This window comes from Xanthomonas hawaiiensis, assembly GCF_031834635.1.
Taxonomy (GTDB): Bacteria; Pseudomonadota; Gammaproteobacteria; order Xanthomonadales; family Xanthomonadaceae; genus Xanthomonas_A; species Xanthomonas_A sacchari.
In genome coordinates this window covers 3,351,322-3,367,903 of sequence record NZ_CP115873.1, presented here as the reverse complement: position 1 = coordinate 3,367,903, position 16,582 = coordinate 3,351,322, and the positions used below count along the sequence as shown (strand labels likewise).

At 68.2% G+C, this 16,582-nt stretch carries 8 protein-coding genes; 5 read left to right on the top strand and 3 right to left on the bottom strand.

All coding sequences use genetic code 11. The features are described 5' to 3' along the window. Positions 1-28: 28 nt before the first annotated feature. Positions 29-2,716: a TonB-dependent receptor gene (locus tag PG878_RS14405; RefSeq protein ID WP_209031915.1), complete on the bottom strand. Its 2,688-nt coding sequence runs from the start codon at positions 2,714-2,716 to the stop codon at positions 29-31. A gap of 859 nt (positions 2,717-3,575) precedes the next feature. Here PG878_RS14405 and PG878_RS14400 point away from each other — a divergent pair. Beyond that, a complete protein-coding gene (locus PG878_RS14400) occupies positions 3,576-6,605 on the top strand; it encodes a TonB-dependent receptor (RefSeq protein ID WP_209031914.1) in 3,030 nt (1,009 codons plus the stop codon). A gap of 443 nt (positions 6,606-7,048) precedes the next feature. Here the strand turns inward: PG878_RS14400 and PG878_RS14395 are convergent, their stop codons facing one another. Continuing rightward, positions 7,049-7,720, bottom strand: a complete 672-nt coding sequence (locus PG878_RS14395; protein WP_209031913.1) for an energy transducer TonB — start codon at positions 7,718-7,720, stop codon at positions 7,049-7,051. Between the two features lie 233 nt (positions 7,721-7,953). Then, positions 7,954-8,691: an SIMPL domain-containing protein gene (locus PG878_RS14390; protein WP_209031912.1), complete on the bottom strand. Its 738-nt coding sequence runs from the start codon at positions 8,689-8,691 to the stop codon at positions 7,954-7,956. A gap of 132 nt (positions 8,692-8,823) precedes the next feature. Between PG878_RS14390 and PG878_RS14385 the strand changes: the two genes are divergently transcribed. The 4 genes from PG878_RS14385 to tldD all read left to right on the top strand — a co-directional run bounded on the left by PG878_RS14385 (position 8,824) and on the right by tldD (position 16,557). Beyond that, entirely contained in the window at positions 8,824-9,390 is a 567-nt protein-coding gene (locus PG878_RS14385; protein ID WP_209031911.1) for a Maf family nucleotide pyrophosphatase, read from the top strand. Next, positions 9,390-10,880 (top strand): ribonuclease G, encoded by a 1,491-nt coding sequence (gene rng, locus PG878_RS14380; protein WP_010340444.1) that lies wholly within the window; start codon positions 9,390-9,392, stop codon positions 10,878-10,880. Before PG878_RS14385 ends, rng begins: the two co-directional genes overlap by 1 nt. A 157-nt stretch (positions 10,881-11,037) precedes the next feature. Beyond that, a complete protein-coding gene (locus tag PG878_RS14375; protein ID WP_209031910.1) occupies positions 11,038-14,931 on the top strand; it encodes a YhdP family protein in 3,894 nt (1,297 codons plus the stop codon). 183 nt (positions 14,932-15,114) lie between these two features. Then, positions 15,115-16,557: a metalloprotease TldD gene (gene tldD / locus PG878_RS14370; RefSeq protein WP_209031909.1), complete on the top strand. Its 1,443-nt coding sequence runs from the start codon at positions 15,115-15,117 to the stop codon at positions 16,555-16,557. Positions 16,558-16,582: the final 25 nt, after the last annotated feature.

Sequence of the window (16,582 nt, the reverse complement as noted above, 5' to 3'; positions counted from 1 at the left end):
TTTCGTTACTGCACTGCGACGTCGGCCATCAGTTGAACGTGTACTTCGCACCCACCGTGAAGTAGCGGCCGACGGCCCCGCTGAAGTGCAGCGGGTTGTAGTTGACCGCACCGTAGGTGGTCGGATCCAGCGGCGCGATCCGGTCGAACACGTTCTGCACCGACGCGTTCAGTTCGAACGCTTCGGTGATGCTCCAGCGGCCCGACAGATCGAAGGTGGTGAACGAGGGAATCTTCTTCACCGGCGTGCCGTCAGCATAGCTGAACAGGTAGTCGCCGCCGCGCTGGCCAACGTTTTCCATCTTGGAGATGTAGTTGGCCACGCCGCTGACGCTCCAGGGGCCCTGGCGCCAAGTCGTGCCGAAGTTGATCCTGTCCTTCGGCGTGCCGACGCAATTGGTCACATCGCAGTTGCCATGGGTGCCGAGATAGTCGGCAGTGCTGCCGGCATCGGTACGTTCGAACTTCAGCAGGTGGCTCCACTGCAGATCCATTTCCAACTCGCCAGGCCCGATGTCGAAAGTCTGACGAATATCGGTATCGATGCCGCGGACCCGCGACGAGGAGGCGTTCACGTAGGCGGTGTTGACCGCCAGGATGCTGCCGGTTCCCGGAATGCCGTTGATCAGGTCGCTGTCGCGCACGACATCGCCCGCTGCGATAGCAGAGGCGGTATCGCTGGCAGCGATCTCGTCGGTGCGCTTAATTTCCCAGGCGTCCACCGTCAGCGATGTGCTCCGGGTCGGCTGCAGCACCATGCCCACCGAATAGCTTTTGGACTCCTCAGGCTTCAGGTTGGGATTCGGTGTGGTGATGATGGCGACCGAGCGCGCATTGCAGTTGGCTGGCGTGTTCTCGGCTGCGCAACGCACCGGATCCGTCGCATTGGAGAACGCCGCAAGTCCTCCCTTGCCGTTTTCTGCAGGATTGGGCGCGCGGAAGCCTTCAGCGTAGGAAGCGCGCAACGCGATCCAGTCGGCCGGGGTCCACTTCACGCCTAGCTTCGGCGTGGCCTTGCCGTCGCCGCCGTCGTACTTGTCGTAGCGCAGCGCCGCGGACAGTTCCAGCTGCTCCAGCACAGGTGCCGACAGTTCCACGTAGCCGGCGTAGACGTTCTGGACGCCGTCATAAGCCGAGTAGCCGAGGCCGATGATATCGCCGACGTCCGTGTAGGTCTGTGGGGTCAGGCTGTTGCTGGTGCGGCGCCATTCGGTGCCGATAGCCAGGCCCAGCGGGCCGCCCTTCAGATCCATCAGGCTGCGCGAGACGGTGGCGTTGAACGAATCCAGGCTGGACTTGGCGCGCGCGCTGATGGTCGGCGAAATGTAGTCGTACAGCGCCTGCGAGTTGAGGTTGGCGTTGTCGCCGATGCGCCAGGTGCCGGCCGGGCAGGCCGGGTCGCCCAGCACGCAACGTACCGCGCTGTAGCGCAGGAAGCCGGTGCGCGTGCTGGTCAGGTCGGTGCCGGAGTGCAGGTAGCCGGTGTCGTAGCTCCAGTCGCCCCAGTTGCCCTTCACGCCGACCAGGACGCGGTTGAACGCGTTGTTGTTCTCGGTGACGCGCGGACCCACGTCCCAGGCGCTGTAGCGCACACGCGCGGCGTAAGGCAGCGGGTTGTCGGGATGGCCGGCATAGAGCACGGTGGCGCCGGCGCCACTGTTGGCGTTGACCGTAGTGCCAGGGTAGCCCCAGCCGCCGGAGACGCCCGACGGCGTGTTGGAGAAGGTCGTGTCCTTCTTCGAGTAGCCGATCTCGGTGTAGATCTCGCCGCCCTCGCCGAAGGCGAAGCTGGCGCGGCCGAAGACGTTGACGTACTTCTCCTCAGGCGCCAGGTCGCGAAACTGCTGAGCCGGATCCCACAGGCAGCCCTGGGCCTGCGCCGTCGTGTCGCTCTGGCCGGGAATCGTGGTCAGGCCGGCGCAACCCGGCAGCGCGACCAGTTGTCCGTTGTTGTCGAGCACCGAGCCGTTCGGGCCGGCGCCGCCGCTCCTGCCGCCGTTGAGGAAGGCACCGCCCAGGAACTGGGCGTCGTTGCCGTAGCCCCAGCGGCGGATATCGCCGGTGCCGATCCACTTGCGGTCCTTGCGGTCGCTGATCTTGATCGCGTCGGTCTTGCCCACGTCCAGGCTGAAGAACGCGTTCCAGCCGTCGCTGGCGAGATCACCGGTGCCGGCGGTCAGGGTCGCCTTGCGCGCATCGCCGTCGCCGTCGCCGGAGAGGCCGTAGGAGCCGCGCAGGATCGCACCCTGGAAGTCGCTGCGCAGGATGATGTTGACCACGCCGGCGATGGCGTCGGAGCCGTAGATCGCCGAGGCGCCGTCCTTCAGCACTTCGACCCGCTCGACCGCGTCCAGCGGGATGGTGCTCAGGTCGGTGAAGACCTTCTGGCCGTCGTCGGCCAGGCCGTAGGTGGCCATGCGCCGGCCGTTCAACAGCACCAGGGTGGAGCCGGCGCCCAGGCCGCGCAGCGAGATGCCCGTACCACCGCCGGCGAAGCCATTGCCGAAGCTCTTCGGGATCGAGCCGGAACCATCGGAGGTCAAGGTCTGCAGGTACTCGCCCAGCGAGGTCTTGCCGGTGCGATCGATCTCCTGGCGGGTCACCACCTGTACCGGCGACGGGGTCTCTGTATTGGTGCGCGGGATATTGGAGCCGGTGACGGTGATGCGGTCGAGGTTGGTGGCCGCTTCCTGGGCGAAGGCCGCGTGGGCGGCCATGCATGCAAGGACGCTGGCCACGGAGGCGCAAAGCAAATGCCGGCGGGTTGCACGCCGAGGGGACTGAGTGTTCACAGTTTCTCTCCTAACTGGGAAACGCACATATTTATATGTATGCACCACAAAGGGGCGGCTTAGCGCTGCCCTCGATGCATCTGGATGGATTTGACGTGAAAGTAACGTCAAATTTTTGGCAAAAACCCTATTTGGATAAAGGTTTATGCCACTCATCCCAGTTTTTGCATGGTAGGACAACTGAGTGCGGGCGCAATGCTTGGTGTGTAATCGACGCCTCGCAATGGTGCAGCCTCTGCGCCAAAAAGATGCATGGCGGTGTCCGCGGCGTGGTCATGGCGCTGCTCGCCTAGCTCGCCTACTCGCGCTGGCCAGTTCGTTCTTGGGTTGTCCTGGCCGCGTCGACGATGGCCCTTCGTGGGCGCAGCTTCCAATCGTCTCTGCGCTTTGTTCGTCGACGATGCTAGGCGCCTTGAGTGGCGCCCAGGCCGCCGATTCGCGCACGCCGGCCGCGCGCAAAGCGCGGCTGGGACTGATCTTTCGCATGCGGACATCGCCTTGCCTGAGTCGGCCGTGTGGCTGCGAACCACGCCTTCTATCCCGGGTAAAACATGCACTTATCACACTATTTAGGCGGGTGGTCCGCTCCCTCTCTAGTCGCTTTGTGTGAAAAAGTCATGAGCCAGGAGTTGCAATCGCGTGGAAATTTTGCTCTAAATTAATCTCGCGTTAAGAAATTCGTTTTAAACGAAACAAATTTTCGTTAAAGATTTCTTAAATTCCACGCCAACGCTGTGTCCGACAGCCGAGGTTCTTCACGTTCCGTTAGGGGGAGAGAGGACAGATGTCCAAGCACTATCCGAGCCGTGTCATGCGTCGTAGCGTACTGGCCGTGCTTTTGGGGGCAGCACTCGCGCAGGGCGTCGTCCACGCGCAGAGCACCACTGGTTCCATCTATGGCGCTGCGCCGGCAGGCGCGACCATTACCGTGCAGAGCGATACCGGCCTGACCCGCACGGTTCCGGTCGATAGCGCCGGGCGCTTCAACATCGGCTCGCTGCCGGTCGGCACCTACACGGTCACCCTGAACAAGGACGGCCAGGCCGTCGATACCCGCAAGGGCATCGGCCTGCGCGTCAGCTCGGGTACCGAGGTCTCCTTCACCAAGTCCGACAGCACCGCCACCCTCGATACGGTCACCGTCAGCGCCAACAACGTGGCGCCTGTGGACGTCACCACGGTCGACTCGCGCACGGTCATCACCGCCGAGCAACTGCAGCGCCTGCCGCTGGCCCGTTCCGCCGAGGCAATCGCCCTGCTGGCGCCGGGCGCCGTGGCCGGCAGCGGCTACTTCGGCAATGCGGTGTCCTTCGGCGGCGCCGGCGTGTCGGAGAATGCCTACTACGTCAACGGCTTCTCCACCGGCAACCCGATCAACAACATCGGCGGCGTCAGCCTGCCGTACGGCGCGATTGACCAGCAGGAGGTCTATACCGGCGGCTACAGCGCCCGCTACGGCCGTTCCGATGGCGGTGTGATCAGCCAGATCGGCAAGCGCGGTACCAACGAGTGGCATTTCGGCGGTCAGGTGCTGTGGCGACCGCGCGGCACGTCGGAATCGCCGAAGGACGTGTACTACCCGGAGGGAGCGTTGCCCAGCGGCTACAACTATCAGGATTCCTCGCTACCTGGCACCCTGTACCGCTCGCGTAAGGACAACCCGACCTGGAGCAATGTATACAGCGCCTATGCCGGCGGCCCGTTGATCGAGGATCGCCTGTTCGTGTTCGTCGCGGCCGAGCAGGAGAAGATCGACAGCGTGGCGACCAACTCGTCCGACAGCAGTGTCTTGGCGCGCAATCACTCGAGTCAGGAAAAGCCCAAGGTCTATGCGAAGGTCGACTGGAACATCAACGACAGCAACATCCTCGAGCTGACCGGCATCAAGAGCAACGATCGTACCGGCGGCTACTACAACGCGTTCGACTACGACACGCTGTCCGAGGGCGCGCGCAACACCGCCGTCGAACCGAACATCGTCAAGAAGAACAGCACCTTCTACATCGGCAAGTACACCAGCTATCTGACCCAGGATCTGACCTTCAGCGCCACCTACGGCAAGAGCACCTACGAGAACAAGGACTACCCGGGCATCGTCAGCCCGGACCCGTACCTGAGCGGCGTGGTCTTCCAGGATCCGGCTACCAACGGCGGTACGCCGATCCGTAACGGCCAGGGCGCCCGCAACTTGCTCGATGGCAAGGACAACACTCGTGGCCTGCGCCTGGATTTCGACTACCGCCTGGGCAACCACGATCTGGCCTTCGGTATCGACAACATTTACTACCAGGCCGAAAACGAAGGTCAGTCGATGACCGGCCCTGGCTATTCCTGGTACTACGCCAAGTCGTCCAGGCCGACGTCGCCGATCAGCTCGGCGCTGGGCGTGGGCGCGCCGGGCGGTCAGGGCTACTATGTTCGCCGGCTGATCTTCAGCACCGCCACGTCGATGACGGTCAAGCAGAAGGCCTACTTCCTTGAGGATCGTTGGCAGGTCAGCGACAACGTGCTGCTGTCGCTGGGCCTGCGCAACGACAAGTTCGTCAATAGCAACAGCGATGCCGAGCCGTACGTGGACAGCGGCAACCAGTGGGCGCCGCGTCTGGGCGCGACCTGGGACGTGCACGGCGATTCCACGCTGAAGGTCTACGCCAACCTGGGTCGTTACTTCCTGGCGCTGCCCAACAGCGTGGCGATCCGCGGTGCCTCGGCCTCGACCTACACCAGCGAGTACTTCACCTACACCGGCATCGATGCCAAGGGCAACCCGACTGGCCTGAGCCCGCTCGGCCCCGGCCCGGTCTCTTCCAACGGCGAGTACGGGATCGCCCCGGATCCGCGTACCTTCACGCCCACCGACCTGAAGTCGATGTACCAGGACGAAGCGATCGTGGGCTTCGATCAGGCGTTTGCCGAAAAGTGGACCTTCGGCGCGAAGGCCACCTACCGCAAGCTGCAGTCGGCCATCGACGACGTGTGCGATCCGGACCGCATGAGCGCCAAGCTGGAATCGTTGGGGGTGGATCCGAGCACGGTCAACATCCCGGGCTGCATCCTGTTCAATCCGGGCAGGACCAACAGCTTCAGCTTGGCCAACACCAGCGGCGGCCGCACCAACTTCACGATGAGCAAGTCGGATTGGGGCTTCGACAGTTCGGCCAAGCGTAATTACGCGGCGGTCAACCTGTATCTGGAGCATGCGTTCGACGGCAAGTGGAGCACCCGTGTGGACTACACATGGTCGCGCAACTTCGGCAACACCGAAGGCCAGTTGAAGTCCAACATCGGCCAGACCGACGTGTCCAAGACCCAGGATTGGGATGCTGCGGCGCTGATGGCGTGGGCCGGCGGCTACCTGGCCAACGATCGCCGTCACCAGTTGAAGATCTATGGTGCCTACCAGATCGCGCCGGAGTGGATGGTGTCTGCCAACCTGCGCATCCAGTCGGGAACGCCGCGCGATTGCCTGGGCTACTTCAGCGCCAACGGCGTGGATGAGAGCTCGACCGCGGGCGATCCGGTCGGCTACGGTTCGGCCTACCATACCTGTGCTGGCAGTGCGTCGCGGCCCGGCGATGCGGGTCGTACTCCGTGGACCAAGCAGATCGACCTGGGTGCGATCTATCGCCCGGCGTTCGCGGACCAGAAGCTGGCGTTCGGGTTGCAGGTGTTCAACCTGTTGAACGAGCGCAAGCCGCTGCAGCAATACGCCACCTGGGAGGCGAACCCGAACACGGTGCTCAACACCTATGGCATGGGCAACTACTTCCAGACCCCGCGTTACCTGCAGCTTTCGGTGTCCTACGACTATTGATCCAGGTTTGACGCCGGGCGCGGCGTAACCGTGACCGTTAGGCCCGCCCCCTTCCGAGGGGGGGCGGGCCTTTTCTTTGAGCGCAAGGGCTGCGGGGGGGGGGGGGGGCACAGCGTCTGTGACAAACGCCCTGCACCATTGGGAAGTCAATGTTGCCGTGCGACGAGGCGTGCGCGGTGTTCGTCAATGCGGATTGGCCGGCAACAGGCGCGGCAGACGTGGCGGTACGGGGCGCGGACAAGCGGGGTGGTCGGCCTCGCACTCCCGCTGGGAGGCGCGGCGGCGCGGTATTCTCGCGGGCGGTCCTATGGGGGATCGCCATGCAGCAGGTGGTCGCGCCGGGAACCCGGCACGCAGCCTGGTCGATGGACTGGAGCGAGGCTCTAGCCGTGTGGCGCCAATGATCGGCGCGCGAGGCGCCGGTCATTGGCGTCGAGGGCGTGTCAGCGATCCATCGAAAAATCGACCGGTACCAGCCCGTACGCCTGCACCGGCGTGCCGTTCTGCAGCGCCGGCTTGAACGCCCAGCGCTTGAGCACCTGGTCGCGGGCGGCCTGGTCCAGCACCCGGTGGCCGCTGCTCTTTTCGACGCTGACCTCCAGCGGCTGCCCGTCGGTGCCGACCAGCACCCGCAGCAGCACGCTGCCCTGCAGGCGATCGCGCAGCGCGTCGCGCGGATACGGCGGGGCCGGCGCGCGCAGGTACTGCAACTGCATGCCGTCCACCGGCGCGCTCACGCTCGCCGGCGGCAGGCTGGGCGCGGCGATGCTGGGCGTGGGGTCGACGCTGGGCGCGCTGTCCAGCGCCACCGGGCTGCTGTCGGCCGCTGGCGTCGGCGTCGAGGTCGGCACCGGCACCGCGGTGGGCGTGCGCGGCTGCGTCGGCACCTGTTTCTCGACGGTGGGAAAGGTCGGCGGCGGCGGCGTGACCTTGACCACCACCGGTTGCTGCCAGTGCGGCTGGACCTGCGCCGGTTCCGGTGGCGCAGTCACGTGCGAGAGCGGAAGCAGCAGCAACAGGGCGGCCAGCACGTGCAGGGCGATCGCGGTGCTGTAGGCCAGGACCCGGGACAGGTCGATGCGGAAGGACGGGGCGGGGAGTTGCGTGCGAACCATGGATCCACCTCTGCGATAGGAGTGTCGTGGACTGCGGTACGGCAAAACGCACGGGGGCGGCGGATGGGGTCAGCGCGCCCGTCCGCGTTTCGACAGTGCGCCGGTCGCGGTGGCTTTGGCAAGAGGGGCAGGGCAGCGCCGGGCGCGATCGCGACCAGGCGGGTACCGCCGCCGCCGGAAATGACGACGGCGCCCGCAGGCGCCGTCGCGAAGTGTGGCCTGGGACAGCCCACTTACTTGCCCAGTTCGAACACCACGTCCAGGTTGACCGATACGCTGCTCTCGCCCGCGGCGACCGGTGTGTCGGCTTCGGCCTTCATCGCCATAGCGCGCATCATCGGCATCGGCGGACGCACGCCGCCGCCGCTGCCCTCGGAAATGCTGACGATGCGCCGCACGCGCAGGCCCAGCGCCTTGGCATAGCTCTGTGCGCGCGCCTGCGCCTTCTTCAGCGCATCGACCCGGGCCTGGTCGTACAGCGGTTCCGGATCGTCGATCTCGAAGGTGGGGCCGTTGATCTGGTTGGCGCCCTGCGCGGCCAGCGCATCGAGCACCTTGCCGAGCTTGGCGATGTCGCGCACCTTGAGGTTCACCGAGTTGCTGGCCTGGTAGCCGATGATCTGCGGGGCCTGGTTCTCGGCGTACTTGTACTGCGGGTTGAGGCTGACCCCGCTGGTCTGCACGTCCTTGTCGGCGATGCCGGCGGCGCGGATCGCGGCCAGCACCTTGGTCATCTGCTCGGCGTTCTGGCGCATCGCCGCGGCGCTGTCGGTGGCCTGGGTGACCACGCCGGCCGAGATCGCGGCCACGTCGGGCGCGCGCTTGGCCTCGGCCTGCGCGGCGATGTTGAGCAGGGTGCCATCGGCGGGCACGGCGTAGCCGGGCGCGGCGGATTGGGCGTGGGCGGTCATCGTGCCTCCTAGGGCGAGGGACAGGGCCAGCAGCAGCGGGCGGACGGACAATGCGCGCATCGGGGTTCTCCTTGAAGAATGGGGCGAGGGTGTTGCCGCGACGATGAACGCGTCGTGATCTTCACCGGGGTTGAAGCGATCGTCACGCCATCGGCGTTCGTTCAGCCAGTCCGCTCGGGTTATCCTTCGGCCATGCTGTATCTCGCGTCCCGTTCCCCTCGCAGAAACGAACTGCTGACCCGCCTCGGCGTGCCGTTCCGGATCCTCGATCTCGAGGTGCCGGAAGTGCGCGCGGCCGACGAGTCGGCGCAGGCCTACGTGCGCCGCGTGGCGCTGGACAAGGCCCGCGCCGGGTGGGCGCAACTGGCCGATGCCGCCGATGCGGTGGTGCTCGGCGCCGATACCGAAGTGGTGCTGGACGAGCGCGTGTTCGGCAAGCCGGCCGACGCCGAGGACGCCGCGGCGATGCTGGCGGCCCTGTCCGGACGCACCCACCAGGCGATGACCGCGGTGGCGCTGGTCGCCGCCGGCCGCGAGGAGCTGGTGCTGGTGCCGACGGCGGTGACCTTCGCCGATCTTTCCGCGCGCGACATCGCCGACTACGTGGCCAGCGGCGAGCCGATGGGGCGGGCCGGTGCGTATGCGATCCAGGGCGGCGCCGAGCGCTTCGTCAGCCGTCTCGACGGCAGTTATTCCGGGGTGATGGGCCTGCCCCTGCACCAGACCCACCACCTGCTGCGCACCTTCGGAGTGCTGTGATGTCGCAAGAGATCCTGGTCAACGTCACACCACGCGAGACCCGGGTGGCCGTCATCGAGAACGGCATGCTGCAGGAACTGCACATCGAGCGCGGCTGGCGCCGCGGTGTGGTCGGCAACATCTACAAGGGCCGGGTGCAGCGGGTGATGCCGGGCATGCAGGCGGCCTTCGTCGAGGTCGGGCTGGAGCGCGCGGCGTTCCTGCACGCCAACGACGTGGTGCGGCCGGCGCCGGTCGGCAACGGCGACACCGAGGAGGCGACGCCGCTGCCGGTCTCGGCCGCGGTGCCGATCGTGGAACTGCTGCGCGACGGCCAGGACATCGTGGTGCAGGTGGTCAAGGACCCGATCGGCAGCAAGGGCGCGCGGCTGACCACGCAGATCAGCATCCCCTCGCGCTACCTGGTGCTGCTGCCGCAGTCGCGGGTGATCGGGGTGTCGGCGCGGATCGAGGACGAGGCCGAACGGCAGCGCCTGAAGACCCTGGTCGCCGATCTGGCCGCCAGCCACGGCGGTTTCGGCTACATCATCCGCACCAATGCCGAGGGCCAGCCGGCCGAGGCGCTGGCCGAGGACATCGCCTACCTGTCGCGGGTCTGGAACGTGGTCGAGCGGCGCGGCCGCGACGGCGCGCCGGCCAGCATCATCTACGAGGACCTGAGCCTGCCGCTGCGCGCGGTGCGCGACCTGATCCGCAAGGACGTGGAGAAGGTCAAGGTCGATTCGCACGAGACCTTCGAGCGGCTGCAGGCCTTCGTCGCCAAGTACATGCCGGTGCTGGCCGAGCGCCTGGAGCTGTACACCGGCGACCGCCCGATCTTCGACCTGTACGGGGTCGAGGACGAGATCGCCCGCGCGCTGGACAAGCAGGTGCCGCTGAAATCCGGCGGCTACCTGGTCATCGACCAGACCGAGGCGATGACCACCATCGACGTCAACACCGGCTCGTTCCTGGGCCAGCGCAACCTCGAGGAGACGGTGTTCCGCACCAACCTTGAGGCGGCGCAGGCGGTGGCGCGGCAACTGCGCCTGCGCAACCTCGGCGGCATCATCATCATCGACTTCATCGACATGGACGACGCCGAGCATCGCCGCCAGGTGCTGCGCACGCTGGAGAAGGCGCTCTCGCGCGACCATGCCAAGACCACGGTATACGAGTTCTCGCCGCTGGGCCTGGTGGAGATGACCCGCAAGCGCACCGTGGAGAGCCTGGAGCGGCAGTTGTCCGAACCGTGCCCGGAATGCAGCGGGCGCGGCTCGATCAAGACCGCCGAGACCGTGACCTACGAAATCTTCCGCGAGATCACCCGCGCGGTGCGCCAGTTCGATGCGGCACGGCTGCTGGTGATCGCCTCGACCAAGGTGGTGGCGCGCATCACCGACGAGGAATCGGCGGCGGTCGCCGAGCTGGAGGAATTCCTCGGCAAGACCATCCGCTTCCAGGCCGACGAACAGTACCTGCAGGAGCAGTTCGACGTGGTGTTGTTGTGAGGCCGGGAGTGGGGAATCGGGAATGGGGAATGGGGGAAGAGCGCGCTGTCGGCGCTGACGCATCCCTGGATTCCTTGGCCGAATTTCACACGACAATGAGCGGTTCGCGTGCTGCTTTTGCGATTCCCCATTCCCGATTCCCCATTCCCCGCCCCTGATGCATCCCCCCCTGCGCCGCCGCCTGCGCCTGGCTCGCCGTTTCGCGTTCTACGCGGTGGCGATCGGGCTGGTGTGCGTGGCCCTGGCGGTGGGGGCGCTGAGCCAGGCGCTGCCGTTCGTGGAGCAGCATCCGCAACAGGTGGCGGCGTGGCTGAGCGAGCGCGCCGGGCGGCCGATCCGCTTCGACCGGCTGGAGACGGCCTGGACCCGGCGTGGTCCGTTGCTGCGCCTGGACGGCCTGCGCATCGGCGCCGGCGAGGGCGTGCGCATCGGTCAGGCCGAGGTGCTGGTGTCGATGTACGCGGGGCTGCTGCCCGGGCGCTCGTTCACCGAACTGCGCCTGCGCGGCCTGGCGCTGACCCTGCTGCGCGCCGACGACGGCAACTGGAGCGTGCAGGGGCTGCCGACCTCGGGGCAGGGCGGCGATCCGCTGGATGCGCTGCAAGGGCTGGGCGAATTGCAGGTCATCGATGGCCGGCTGCGCGTGCACGCTCCCTCGCTGGGCCTGGAAGCGCAGGTGCCGAAGATCGACCTGCGGATGCGGGTGAACGGCGAGCGCCTGCAGGTGGGCGTGCAGGGCTGGAGCGACCTGCAACAGGCGCCGCTGACCGCGGTGCTGGATCTGGATCGCCGCAGCGGCGACGGCCAGGCCTATCTGGCGGTGCGCCCGGCGGAGCTGGCCGGCTGGGCCGGCCTGCTGCATGCCGCCGGGATCGAACTGCAGGGCGGCGTCGGCGACGTCCAGGCCTGGCTGGACCTGGCGCAGCACCGTGTCGCCGGGGTGACCGTGCAGGCCACGCTGCGCGATCTGCGGCTGCGCGGCGCGCCGCTGGCCGACGGCCGCACCCGGCCGTCGCTGGCCTTCACCACCTTCCGCGCGATGGCGCGCTGGCGCCAGATCGACGGCGGCTGGCGGCTGGATGCGCCGCAGCTGCAGTTCGGCCAGGCCGGGCAGCCGCTGCAGCGCCTGGATGGGCTGACCGTGGCCGGTGGGCGCCGCTTCGCCCTGTTCGGCGAGCATCTCGACGTGGCGCCGCTGATCGCGGTGGCCGGGCTCAGCGACCGCCTCTCGCCCAGCCTGCGCAGCTGGCTGTCGGTGGCGAAGCCGCGCCTGCAACTGACCCAGGTGGCGGTGAACGGGGTTCCGGGCGGTCCACTGTACGGCCAGGGCCGGCTGGCCGAGCTGGCGTTCGCGCCGGCGGGTGGCGCGCCCGGCGTGAGCGGGTTGCGCGGCCGCTTCGACGGCGATGCCCAGGCCGGCGAACTGGCCTTGGAGGCCGGTAGCCCGGTCCGCGTCGACTGGCCCAGCGGCTTCGGCGTGGTCCACCAGGTCCAGCTGGCCGGGCGCATCGTCGCCTTCCGCGACGGCGACGGCCTGCGCGTGGCGACCCCGGGGCTGCGCGTGCAGGGCAGCGACTACGGCGCCGACGTGCGCGGCGGCCTGCGCTTCCAGGACGACGGCTCGCGGCCGTGGATCGACCTGGCCGCCGATCTGCAGGACGCGCCGGTGGTGGCGGCCAAGAAGTTCTGGGTCCATTCCAAGATGAGCAAGGCCGCCACCGACTGGCTCGACGCCGCCCTGCAGGGCGGGCGCCTGCGCGACGGCCATGCGCTGGTCTCCGGCGACCTGGACGACTGGCCGTTCGCCGACCACAACGGTCGCTTCGAGGCGACCGCGCGGCTGGAGGACGCCAAGGTGCGCTTCCAGCACGACTGGCCGGCGGTGGAGAACGTGGACGCCAGCGTCGCCTTCATAGGCAACGGCTTCGAGGTGCACGGCCGCGGCAGCATGGGTGGGGTGCCGGTGGAGCAACTGTCGGCGGCGCTGCCCGACTACAAGGAAGGCCAGCTCAGCGTGCTGGCCAGCACCCGCGCCGAGACCGGCAAGCTGCTGGCGATGCTGCGGCAGAGTCCGCTGCACGCCCATTACGGCGACACCCTGGATGCGCTCAGCGCCTCGGGGCCGGCGGATGTCACCTTCGACCTGCTGCAGCCGCTGCGTGCCGGTGTCGGCACCCACCACCTGCGCGGCACGGTCGACCTGCTCGGCGCGCACATCGCCGACAAGCGCTGGGACCTGGCCTTCGACGACATGCGCGGCAGCGCCGATTACAGCGATACCGGATTCGCCGCGCAGAAGCTGAGCGTGGCCTACCAGGGCCACCAGGGCGAACTGGCGCTGCGCGCCGGCGACGGCGTGCAGGATCCGCAGCAGGCCTTCGAGGCTTCGCTGAGCGCGGCGCTGGACGCCAACGAACTGCTCGACCGGGTGCCGGAAATGGCCTGGCTCAAGCCCTACGTGCAGGGCCGCTCGCGCTGGAACATCGGCGTCGGCCTGCCCAAGACGCCCGACGGCGGTGCGCAGCCGCCGACCCGGCTGCAACTGCGCTCGGACCTGGTCGGCACCGAATTGTTGATGCCGGCGCCGATGGACAAGGCGCCGGCGACGCCGCTGGCGACGTCGGTCAACGTGCCGCTGCCGGTCGGCAGCGGTCGCATCGAGGTGGCCTTCGGCAGGCTGATGGCGCTGGCCGCGCGCAGCCAGGGCGGCAAGACCGGCGTGCGCGTGGTGATGGGCAGCGACCACGTCGCCGACGAACCGCCGGCCAGCGGCCTGGTGGTGAGCGGGCGCACCGCGGCGCTGAACGCCATCGACTGGATCGGCGTGGTCAGCCGCCCCGATCCGAACGCCGCTGCGGCCAATGGCGGCGAAGACCCGATGCCGCTGCGCCGCATCGACATCCTCGCCGACCATCTGCTGTTGCTGGGCGGGGTGTTCGACAACACCCGCCTGCGCCTGCTGCCGCAGGCCGACAGCATCGACGTGCACCTGGACGGTCCGGCCCTGGCCGGCGACCTCAGCGTGCCGACCAAGGACGGCGGCGTGCTCGGCGGTCGCCTGGCGCGGGTGCACTGGCGCTCGGCCACGGCCGCGTTGCCGGCGGCGGACGGCACACCGACCGCGGTGGTCGCCACGCCCGCCGACAGCGGTGTGGCCGGCAGCGCCGGTCCGGTCCCGACCGGCCCGTTCGCCGACAGCCTGGACCCGGCGGCGATCCCGGCGCTGGCGCTGGACGTGGACGACCTGCGCTTCGGCGCGATGACGCTCGGCGCGGCCTCGCTGCGCACGCGCAAGCTCGCCGACGGCATGCAGGTGGACCAACTGCACCTGCGCTCGGACAAGCAGAAGATCGACATCAGCGGCGACTGGCGCGGCAAGGGCGCCACCGCCCGGACCCAGCTCAACGCCAGCGTCGACAGCCGCGACCTCGGCGAGTTGATGCAGAACCTGGACTTCGGCGGGCAGGTGCGCGGCGGCGAAGGCCAGCTGACGCTGAGCGCCGCCTGGCCGGGCACGCCGTCCGGCCTGCAACTGGCCACGGTGCAGGGCCAGCTCGACGTGGCCGCGCGCAATGGGCAGTTGCTGGAGCTGAATCCCGGCGCCGGGCGCGTGCTGGGCCTGCTCAGCGTGGCGCAACTGCCGCGGCGGCTAATGTTCGATTTCCGCGACTTCTTCTCCAAGGGTTTCGCCTTCAACCGCATCGACGGCCAGATCCGCTTCGGCGACGGCATGGCGCGCAGCGACAACCTGGTCATCGATGGCCCCGCCGCGGAGATCAAGGTGCGCGGCGCGGCCGACCTGCGCGCGCAGCAGTTCGACCAGACCATCGACGTCAATCCCAAGTCCGGCAACCTGCTGACCGTGGTCGGCGCGGTGGCCGGCGGGCCGGTCGGCGCGGCGGTCGGCGCCGCCGCCAACGCGGTGCTGGGCAAGCCGCTGGGCAACATCGGCGCGCGCACCTACCGGGTCACCGGGCCGTGGAAGGACCCCAAGGTGGACGTGATCGAGCGCGACGCGGCGCGACCGCCGGCGCCGTCGGGTATGCCCTAGATTGCGCGCCGTCCGTAGGAGCGGCTTCAGCCGCGACGGGCGTTGCCGGTAAACGCCCGTCGCGGCTGAAGCCGCCTACGGAAGGGACGTGGTGATGGCACAGAGACCCACGGCGCGCTTTCCATTCGCGTTCGGTGCCCCCCGCCGCTTGCGCTGCGCGCCTTCGTCCCCCATGTTGAGCCCATGAACGATCACGCCCTGAGCCTCGCCGAAACCCGCCTGTTGCTTCCCGCCGGCCTGGATGCCCCCAGCCTGGAGCGCGCCTTCGGCACGCTGCTCGGCCCCGGTATCGACTTCGGCGACCTGTATTTCCAGCATTCCCGGCGCGAGAGCTGGAGCGTGGAGGATGGCATCGTCAAGGACGGCGCCCACTCCATCGAGCAAGGCGTGGGGGTGCGCGCGATTTCCGGCGAGAAGACCGGTTTCGCCTATTCCGACGACATCCATCGCGATGCGCTGCTGGCCGCGGCGCAGTCGGCGCGGGCCATCTCCCGCGATGGTGGCGCGCAGCCGGCGCACGCGCTGCAGCGCGGCGGCGGCCGTGCGCTGTACCCGGCGCTGGACCCGGTGGACGCGATGGACAACGCGCATAAGGTGGACCTGCTGCGGCGGCTGGACCAGTTCCTGCGCGCCGCCGATCCGCGCGTGCAGCAGGTGATGGTGAGCCTGTCCGGCGCGGTGGACACCGTGCTGGTGGCGCGCAGCGACGGCGTGCTCGCCGCCGACGTGCGCCCGCTGGTGCGCTTGAACGTGCAGGTGATCGTCGAACAACAGGGCCGCCGCGAGTCCGGCTATGCCGGCGGCGGCGGTCGCTACGACTACGCCACGCTGTTCGCCGACGGTCGCCCGGAAGCCTTCGCCCGCGAGGCCCTGCGCCAGGCGCTGGTGAATCTGGAGGCGGTGCCGGCGCCGGCCGGGGTGATGCAGGTCGTGCTCGGCCCGGGCTGGCCCGGCGTGCTGCTGCACGAAGCGGTCGGCCATGGCCTGGAAGGCGATTTCAACCGCAAGGGCACCAGTGTCTACGCCGGCCGCATCGGCCAGCGCGTGGCCTCGCCCGGCGTCACCATCGTCGACGACGGCACCCTGGACGGCCGCCGCGGCTCGCTCAACGTCGACGACGAGGGCACCGCGACCAACTGCACCACCCTGATCGAGGACGGCGTGCTGGTCGGCTACATGCAGGACACGCTCAACGCGCGGCTGATGGGCGTGGCGCCCACCGGCAACGGCCGCCGTGAATCGTTCGCGCATCTGCCGATGCCGCGCATGACCAACACCTACATGCGTGCCGGCCAGCACGATCCCGAGGAGATGATCCGCTCGGTGAAGAAGGGCCTGTACGCGGTGAATTTCGGCGGCGGCCAGGTCGACATCACCAGCGGCAAGTACGTGTTCTCGGCCACCGAGGCCTACCTGATCGAGGACGGCAAGGTCACCGCGCCGGTGAAGGGCGCCACCCTGATCGGCAACGGCCCGGAGACCATGCAGAAGGTGCGCATGATCGGCCACGACCTGGCGCTGGACGAAGGCGTCGGCGTCTGCGGCAAGGACGGGCAGAGCGTGCCGGTGGGCGTGGGCCAGCCGTCGCTGCTGATCGACGGGCTGACCGTGGGCGGGACGGCCTAGGAGCCGGGAGTGGGGAATCGGGAAA